We start from the raw sequence: 8,180 nt of genomic DNA on the forward strand, positions 1-8,180 counted from the left end.
CCGCAGATAGCGGTCGCGTTGCTCGTCGGCCTCCCGGGTCTTGGCCTCCAGCGCCTCGCGGAGCTTCTGGATCTCGTCTTCGGCGGTCGGGAACAGCTCGTCGGCGTCAGTCATGATACAGAAAGTATAGCAGACACCCCCGAACGGTTTGGCGGCTAACCAGGTAGGTAAAGCTCGCGTTGGACCCTTGAAAGGGAGTCCGAGACGAGGCGGGCCGTCTCGTCCACGAGCGAGATGACGTCTCCGTACGGCATGCGCCGCGGGCCGACCACGCCCAGCACGCCCAGGACCTGGCCGCGATAGGTGTAGGTCGAGGTGATGAGGCTGCACTCGCGCATGTCCTCCACGGGATTCTCGCTGCCGATGAGGACCTGGACCCCGCGCTCCTCGGCCATCCGCGTGAGGAGATCCACGAGGCGCGCCTTCTCCTCGAAGGCCCGCAAGAGGCCGCGCATGGTGCCCACGTCGCTCAGGTCCGGATGGTCGAGCAGATTGATGGCGCCGCTGATGTAGAGATTGCGGTCCCGCAGGAGCGCGACGATCTGGTCGAGCAGGCCGCCGCTCCGCGTCCAAAGGGGGTCGAGCGGATCTGCCGGGCGCTCGATGTCCTCCACGATGGTCTGGAAGGTCTTGCCGCGATAGCGGCGCGTCAGCGTCCGGCCGATCTCCCGCAGCTCCTCGACGCTCGGCCGCGGCAGGGGGGTGAGGGCGCGCGCCGTCACCCAGCCCGTATCCGTCACCACCACGGCGAGGGCGCGGTCTTCGCCCAGACCGACGAGCTCGATACGGTCCAGCGCCGTGCGGCGGAGCGGAGGGGCGAGGAGCATCCCCGTCATGTGCGTGCCGTCCGAGAGTCGGGTGGGCGTCTCAGCCATGAGCCGCTGGGCCCCGTCCGCCGAAGCGGTCGCCGCCTCCGTGGTCTTCTGGCCGCTCGGCGCGGTCTTCCACGGCACCTCGCCCAGCGCATTGACGTAGAAGCGGTAGGCCTTGTCCGTGGGCACGCGCCCGGCCGAGGTGTGCGGGTGCGTGAGGAAGCCCATGTCCTCGAGATCGGCCATGGCATTGCGGATGGTCGCGGGCGAGAGCCCGCGGACGTGGCGGCGGGCCACGGCGCGCGAGCCGACGGGCTGGGCGGTCTCGACGTACTCCGCGATGACGGCCAGCAGCACCTGGCGCAGACGCGGATCCAGCGCGGGCTCAGACATGGTATCGCTCATCTTACATCTTCACAGGAGCTCCATGAAGAGGGCGTCCGAGAGGAGGAAGCCCGGCTCCGTGAGCCGCGCCCGTCCATCCTCGGTAACGAGGAGGCCGCGCTCGGTCCACGCGGCCAGCACGCCGCGGAGGCGGGAGCCATCGAGGGCGACCCGCTCCTCCAGCCACTCGGCGGGGACACCCTCGCGCAGGCGCAAGCCAAGCATGAGCCGCTCGGCCATCCGCTGGCGCGGCGTCAAGGTCTCATGTGAGCCCACGGGCGCCTCTCCGGCCGCGATCATGGCCGCCCAGCGATCCACGGCCTTGACGTTGGCATAGCGCACCTCGCCCAGGAATCCGCAGGCCCCGGGCCCGAAGCCCAGGTACTCCTCGGCCCGCCAGTAGATCTGATTGTGGGCGGAGCGATGGCCGGGCCGGGCATAGTTGGACACTTCGTAGTGCTCGAAGCCCGCCTCGGCCGCGAGCTCGGTCATTCGCCGGTACTGGGTGGTCGCGGTCTCCTCGGGCGGCAGGAGTATTGGATTTTCGCTCGTCTCGGACGGTGGGGCCCCAGGCCCACCACGTCCTGCAACTCGCCCTGCCGACACGCCCTTGGCATGCCACAGGCTCCCCTCGTCGAGGGTGAGGGCATAGGCCGAGAGATGATCGGGCTGCCAGCCCAGCACGCCCTTGACCGTGGTCTCCCAGGTCGGGACGTCGAGCTTCGGGAGGCCATAGATGAGATCCACGCTCACGTCGACAAAGCCGGCGGCCCGGGCCGCGTCGAAAGCCTCGCGAGCCTGGCGCCCCGTGTGGAGCCGGTCGAGCGAGGGCAGGATGCGGTCGTCGAGGCTCTGGACCCCGAGGCTGATCCGCGTGACGCCCGCATTCCTGTAGCCGGTGAGCCGCTCGACGCTGACTGATTCGGGATTGCACTCGACGGTGATCTCCGCCGAAGGCTCGATGGGAAAGTGCGCGCGCAGACGGTCCAGGATCGCCGCCATGGCTTCGGGGGGCAGCAAGGAGGGCGTGCCGCCGCCCAGGAAGACGCTCTTGAGACGCATCGCCGCCGCCCACGGCGCCTTCGCGGCCAGATCGATCTCGCCAAGGAGGGCCGGCACGAAGCGCGCGACGGCCCCGGGCGCGTCGGGCGCCGTGTTAAAGGAGCAGTAGCCGCACCGCTGAGTGCAGAACGGGATATGCAGGTACGCGCCGAGGACCCTCGCCCGCGGTACCCACGCCGCGAGCCCGCTCATCGCCGTCTCGCCCGCCGGCTGCTTACGGCAGCCAGTGGCCGAGGCGCGTCCACCGCGGCCAATGGCTCTCGGCGTTCCAGGACCAGTAGATCAGGAAGGCCTTGCCGCGGATCTTGTCCCGATGGACGAAGCCCCAGTAGCGGCTGTCCTGGGAATTGTCGCGGTTGTCCCCCATGACGAAGTAGGAGCCCGCGGGGACCACGAGGGGATCACACGCGTAGAGATAGCCGCAGTGCGTGGAGGGAACGGCGGGGATGGAGCCCGGGCGCACGTAGGGCTCCTCGAGGAGGCGCCCGTTGAGGATGACCCGATTGTCCTGCACCTGCACGGTGTCGCCCTCCACGGCCACGATGCGCTTGATGAAGTCCCGGCTCTCGTCGTTCGGGTACTTGAAGACGACGATGTCCCCGCGCCGCGGCTTGCGCAGGCCCGGCAGGTGGGCGTCCGTGAGGGGCAGCTCGGCCCCGTAGAGGAACTTGTTCACGAGGATGTAGTCGCCCACGAGCAGGGTGTCCATCATCGAGCCCGACGGAATGGTGAAGGCCTGGACCCCGCACTGCCGGATGACCAGGGCCAGGAGCACGGCGATGAAGATCGCCTCGGCGTACTCGCGGACGAGGGACTTGCGCCGAACCGGGGTGACGGCCTCGGCGGGCGACGGGGTTTCTTCCGGCTGGGTCTGGGTGCCGTTGATGGTCATGCTCAGCTCTTGAGGACGGACAGGAAGGCCTCCTGCGGCACCTCGACCTTGCCGACCTGCTTCATGCGCTTCTTGCCCTCCTTCTGCTTCTCGAGCAGCTTCCGCTTGCGCGTGATGTCGCCGCCGTAGCACTTGGCGGTGACGTTCTTACCCATGGCCTTGACGGTCTCGCGCGCGATCACCCGGCTGCCGATGGCCGCCTGGATGGCGACTTCATAGAGCTGCCGCGGGATGACCCCGCGGAGCTTCTCGGTCAGGCTCTTGCCCTTCTCGTAGGCCTTGTCCCGGTGCACGACGACGGACAGGGCGTCCACGGGATCGCCGTTGAGCAAGATGTCGAGCTTGACCATGTCCGACTCGCGGAACTCGAGGAAGTCGTAGTCGAAGGAGGCGTAGCCCTTGGAGATCGACTTGAGCTTGTCGTAGAAGTCCACCACGATCTCGGAGAGCGGGAAGTCGAACTGGATGTGGCACCGCTTGCCGAGGTACTCGAGCGACTTGTGCTCGCCGCGCTTGTCCTGGGCGAGCTTGTAGATCTCGCTCATGAACTCGGTGGGCACGAACACCGAGCCCCGGACGTACGGCTCCTCGATGCGCTCGATCTTGTCCACGGGGGGCAGCTTCGAGGGGTTCTCGACCTCGATGGTCTCGCCCTCGGTGGTGACCACGCGGAAGCGGACGCTGGGGGCGGTGACGATGAGGGAGAGATTGAACTCGCGCTCGAGCCGCTCCTGGACGATCTCGAGGTGGAGCATGCCCAGGAAGCCGCAGCGAAACCCGTAGCCGAGGGCGAGCGAGGTCTCGGGCTCGAAGTTGAACGCGCTGTCGTTGAGCTTGAGCTTCTCGAGGGCGTCCCGGAGTCCCTCGTAGTCCGTATCCTCGATCGGGTAGAGACCGGCGAACACCATGGGCTTGGCGTCGCGATAGCCGGGGCAGGCCTGGGCCGTCGGCCGCAGGACGTCCGTGATGGTCTCCCCCATCTTCGCATCGGCCACGCGCTTGATCGAGGCGGTCAAGTACCCGACCTGGCCGGCGGACAGCTCCTCCACCGGCCGCATGTCGGGGGCGAACACCCCGACCTGCTGGACTTCGTAGATCTTGCCGTTCGACATGAGGAGGATGCGCATGCCGGCCCGCACGCGGCCGTCGATGAGCCGGATATAGACGACCACGCCCTGATAGGAATCGTAGAAGGAGTCGAAGACGAGCGCCTTGAGGGGAGCGGCGGGGTCACCGGTGGGTGGCGGGATACGCGTGACGATGGCCTCGAGGACCTCGGGCACGCCGGTCCCATGCTTGGCGGAGATGGTCAGCGCCTCGTCACCGTCGAGCCCCAGCGCCTCGGTGATCTGGGCGCGCGTGCCCTCGACGTCGGCCGCGGGCAGGTCGATCTTGTTGATGACGGGGACGATCTCGAGCCCGCTGTCGTAGGCCAGGTAGAAGTTGGCGAGGGTTTGCGCCTCCACGCCCTGGCCCGCGTCCACCACCAGGAGCGCACCCTCGCAGGCGGCGAGCGAGCGAGAGACCTCGTAGGAGAAGTCCACGTGGCCGGGCGTGTCGATCAGGTTGAGGGTGTACTCCTGTCCGTCGCGGGCCGTGTAGAGCAGGCGCACGGCGTGCGCCTTGATGGTGATGCCCCGTTCCTTCTCCAGGTCCATCGAGTCGAGAACCTGGCCCACGGCCTTCTTGGCGTCCATGGTCCCCGTGAGCGACAGCAGCCGGTCGGCCAGCGTGGACTTGCCGTGGTCGATGTGGGCGACGATGGAGAAGTTGCGGATACGCGCGGTGGGCATCGTTCTCAGGATAACACGCGCGGAAACGCCGCGGGTCAGCGGGCCACGTGCGCGCCCGAGGGCACGACGGCGCCATCTTCGAGCACGACGCCGGGGCCGACCTGGGCGTGCGGGCCGATGCGGGCTCCCGCTCCCACGATGCAGTCGCGCAGCACCGCGCCGGCGCCCACGGAGACGCGCTCCCAGAGAACGGCGCCCGCCACCGTAGCGGCGGGTCCGATCTGGCAGCCGGGGCCGAGGACGGTGGCGGGGCCGACGCGGCAGTCCTGCTCGAGCCGGCTGCCCGCGCCGATGACCACGGGCGCGGAGGCGGCCACGCGCGCGCCCAGGGCCACGTCCTCGGCGATCCACCGTCGGGAGGCGCCGCCGCCGTCGGGCATGACATCGGTGGCCACGCGGCCGTCCAGGAGATCGAGCTGGGCCTGACGGTACTTTTCCGGATTCCCGATATCCAGCCAGTAGGCGCCCGCCACCCAGCCGAAGAAGGGCACGCCGTCGGCCACGAGGGCGGGGAAGAACTCGCGCTCGATCGAGACGACGCGGGCGGGAGGGATGCGCTCGAGGAGCGAGGCGTCCAGCACGTAGATGCCGGCATTGATGGTGTTCGTGGTCTGGTCGGCCGCCGACGGCTTCTCGATGAAGCGCCGGACCCGGCCGTCTGCGGTGAGGTCGACGAGGCCGTAGGGCCCGGGATCCTCGACGGGCGTCAGGTAGATGCTCGCGCGGGCGCCGCGCTCGGCGTGGAAGCGCAGCATGGCCGTGATATCGGCGTCGGTGAGGATGTCGCCGTTGAGCACGACCACGCGCCCGCTCACGAGGTCCGACGCATTGCGCACGCCTCCCGCCGTCCCCAGCGGCTCGGCTTCGACCGCATAGTCGAGCTGGATCCCCCAGCGGCTCCCGTCGCCCATCGCCTTCCGCACCTTCTCGACCATGAACGAGCAGGAGAGCACGGCCCGGTTCACGCCGTGGCGCTTGAGCAAGGCCAGCTGATAGACCAGGAACGGAATGTTCAGCAGCGGGACGATGGGCTTCGGGCGGGAGTTCGTCAGCGGCCGGAGCCGCGTACCCTGGCCCCCGGCCAGGATGACGGCCGTTAGGGCGCCGGAGTCCAGGGCTCCGCCTCACTGAGCAGCATGACAGGGATGCCGTCGCGGATGGGGAAGGCCTTGCGGCAGCGTGCGCAGATGATGCGCGTCTCTTCGAAGAGCAGGTCGCCCTTGCAGGCCGGGCAGGCCAGGATGGCTCGCAGTTCCTCGTCGATCATCGGGAAAGCTCCTTCCTGAAAAAGTCATAGGTTCTCGTGAGGCCCTCATCGAGGGTCACGGTCGGGCGCCAACCGAAGATCCGCTCGGCCAGCTTGGGATCGAGGCAGCTCCGCCGCTGCTCGCCGGGACGGGCCGGGCCGTACTGGGCGGCCACGCTCGAGCCCGCCGCCGACTTGATGCCGGCGTAGATGTCGTTCACGGAGGTCTCTATGCCCGTCGCGATATTGATGCCCCCCGTGGCGTCGGAACGCTCGAGGGCGAGCAGATTGGCCCGGGCCACGTCGCCGACGTAGACGAAATCGCGCGTCTGCCCACCGTCCCCGTTGATGACCGGGGCCTGGTCGGTGAGAAGCCGGTGGCAGAAGATGGCCACCACCCCCGCCTCGCCCTGGTGGTTCTGGCGCGGCCCGTAGACATTGGCGTAGCGGAGCGAGATCCCGCTCATGCCGAAGATCTGCGTCCATGCGCCGACATAGAGCTCCATGGCGACCTTGGTGATGCCGTAGGGCGACATGGGGAGGCTGGGGTGCGTCTCCGGGGTGGGAAGGACGTCGGTGTCGCCATAGCCCGCCCCTCCGCTCGAGGAATAGATCATACGGTGGACTCCGAAGCGCCGGCAGCAGTCGAGCAGGTTGAGCCCGCCGCCCACGTTGACCGAGGCGTCGAAGACCGGATCGGTGACCGAGCGGCTGACCGCCGCCTGCGCGGCGAGGTGGGCCACGACCTCGGGTCGCTCGGCCGCGAAGACCTCGGCCAGGCGCCCGCTGCGGAGGTCCACGGCATGGAGCTTGGCCCGGGGGTTGACCCACGCGCGGTTGCCCGTGGAAAGGTTGTCCACGACGGCGACCTCGTGACCGGCGGCCAGGAAGGTGTCCACGACGTGGGAGCCGATGAAGCCGGCTCCGCCCGTGACGAGGATCTTCATGCCTCGCGCTCCCTCGTACGGTACCACTCCACCGTACGCGCGAGCCCTTCCTCGAGGTCCACGGTGGGCTCCCAGCCGAGGAGGCGGCGCGCCTTGCCGATATCGGGCTGGCGCACCTTGGGATCGTCGGTGGGCAGCGCCCGGAAGACGATCTCGCTCCGGGAACCGGTGGCGCGTAGCACGTGCTTGGCCAGCTCGAGCAGCGTCATCTCCCGAGGGTTGCCGAGGTTGACGGGGTCGTTGACGGGCGCCTGCATGAGCCGCCAGATCCCCTCGACGAGGTCCGAGACATAGGTGAAGGAGCGGGTCTGCGAGCCGTCGCCGTAGACGGTGAGGGGCTCGCCGGCCAGCGCCTGTCTGATGAAAGTGGGTATCGCTCGGCCGTCAGTGAGGCGCATGCGACTGCCGTAGGTGTTGAAGATCCTCACGATCCGGGAGTCGACCCCGTGGACGCGGTGGTAGGCCATGGTCATGGCCTCCGCGAAGCGCTTGGCCTCGTCGTAGACGCCCCGTGGTCCCACGGGATTGACGTTGCCCCAGTAGTCCTCCCGCTGCGGGTGCACGAGGGGATCGCCGTAGACCTCCGAGGTCGAGGCCAGGAGCAGCTTGGCCCCGCGCGCCTTGGCGAGGCCCAGGGCCTTGTGGGTGCCGAGAGAGCCCACCTTCAGCGTCTGGATGGGCAGCTCGAGGTAGTCGATGGGCGAGGCGGGGCTGGCGAAGTGCAGCACGTAGTCGAGATCGCCCTTGACGGAGAGAAAGTTCGTGACGTCGTACTCGACGAACACGAAGCGCGGATCCTGGATGTGGCGGATGTTGCCGAGGGAGCCCGTGAGGAGGTTGTCCATGCAGACCACCTCGCAGCCTTTTCCCAGCAGGAAGTCACAGAGGTGGGAGCCGATGAAGCCTGCGCCGCCGGTGACGAGGACGCGCACGAGGGCGCCCTCAGGCCGGCAGGACGGGCTTGCGTCCGACGGAGTGGTACTCGAAGCCGAGCCGGCGCATGCGCTCCGGCTCGTAGAGGTTGCGCGCGTCGAAGATGACGGG

Annotated in this window: 8 protein-coding genes; all 8 read right to left on the reverse strand. The window is 68.5% G+C overall.

Annotation, left to right across the window (positions count from 1 at the left end; genetic code table 11):
* Positions 1-155 precede the first annotated feature (155 nt).
* The 8 genes from hrcA to VGT00_08620 are packed head-to-tail and all read right to left on the reverse strand — an operon-like array spanning position 156 to position 8,068.
* Entirely contained in the window at positions 156-1,205 is a 1,050-nt protein-coding gene (gene hrcA, locus VGT00_08585) for a heat-inducible transcriptional repressor HrcA (GenBank protein ID HEV8531460.1), read from the reverse strand.
* A gap of 21 nt (positions 1,206-1,226) precedes the next feature.
* Entirely contained in the window at positions 1,227-2,450 is a 1,224-nt protein-coding gene (gene hemW / locus VGT00_08590; protein ID HEV8531461.1) for a radical SAM family heme chaperone HemW, read from the reverse strand.
* Positions 2,451-2,472: 22 nt separating this feature from the next.
* On the reverse strand, positions 2,473-3,150 hold the full coding sequence (gene lepB / locus VGT00_08595; protein HEV8531462.1) for a signal peptidase I: 678 nt from the start codon (positions 3,148-3,150) through the stop codon (positions 2,473-2,475).
* Positions 3,151-3,152: 2 nt separating this feature from the next.
* Positions 3,153-4,943, reverse strand: coding sequence for a translation elongation factor 4 (gene lepA / locus VGT00_08600; protein ID HEV8531463.1), 1,791 nt, complete (start codon positions 4,941-4,943; stop codon positions 3,153-3,155).
* A 35-nt stretch (positions 4,944-4,978) separates the two neighbouring features.
* Positions 4,979-6,058: an NDP-sugar synthase gene (locus VGT00_08605; GenBank protein HEV8531464.1), complete on the reverse strand. Its 1,080-nt coding sequence runs from the start codon at positions 6,056-6,058 to the stop codon at positions 4,979-4,981.
* Complete coding sequence (locus VGT00_08610; protein HEV8531465.1) at positions 6,040-6,210, reverse strand: Trm112 family protein; 171 nt, start codon at positions 6,208-6,210, stop codon at positions 6,040-6,042. Before VGT00_08610 ends, VGT00_08605 begins: the two co-directional genes overlap by 19 nt.
* Complete coding sequence (locus tag VGT00_08615) at positions 6,207-7,136, reverse strand: NAD-dependent epimerase/dehydratase family protein (protein HEV8531466.1); 930 nt, start codon at positions 7,134-7,136, stop codon at positions 6,207-6,209. Before VGT00_08615 ends, VGT00_08610 begins: the two co-directional genes overlap by 4 nt.
* The gene (locus tag VGT00_08620; GenBank protein HEV8531467.1) at positions 7,133-8,068 is read right to left on the reverse strand and encodes a UDP-glucuronic acid decarboxylase family protein; all 936 of its coding nucleotides are present in this window, start codon (positions 8,066-8,068) and stop codon (positions 7,133-7,135) included. Before VGT00_08620 ends, VGT00_08615 begins: the two co-directional genes overlap by 4 nt.
* Between the last annotated feature and the right edge of the window lie 112 nt (positions 8,069-8,180).

The sequence above is a fragment of the Candidatus Methylomirabilota bacterium genome (assembly GCA_036002485.1).
GTDB lineage: Bacteria > Methylomirabilota > Methylomirabilia > Rokubacteriales > CSP1-6 > AR37.

Excerpts from the sequence above, each read along its gene's own strand:
- hrcA (HEV8531460.1), bottom strand. The coding sequence starts at position 1,205 with ATGTCTGAGCCCGCGCTGGATCCGCGTCTGCGCCAGGTGCTGCTGGCC.
- hemW (HEV8531461.1), bottom strand. The coding sequence starts at position 2,450 with ATGAGCGGGCTCGCGGCGTGGGTACCGCGGGCGAGGGTCCTCGGCGCG.
- lepB (HEV8531462.1), bottom strand. The coding sequence starts at position 3,150 with ATGACCATCAACGGCACCCAGACCCAGCCGGAAGAAACCCCGTCGCCC.
- lepA (HEV8531463.1), bottom strand. The coding sequence starts at position 4,943 with ATGCCCACCGCGCGTATCCGCAACTTCTCCATCGTCGCCCACATCGAC.
- VGT00_08610 (HEV8531465.1), bottom strand. The coding sequence starts at position 6,210 with ATGATCGACGAGGAACTGCGAGCCATCCTGGCCTGCCCGGCCTGCAAG.
- VGT00_08615 (HEV8531466.1), bottom strand. The coding sequence starts at position 7,136 with ATGAAGATCCTCGTCACGGGCGGAGCCGGCTTCATCGGCTCCCACGTC.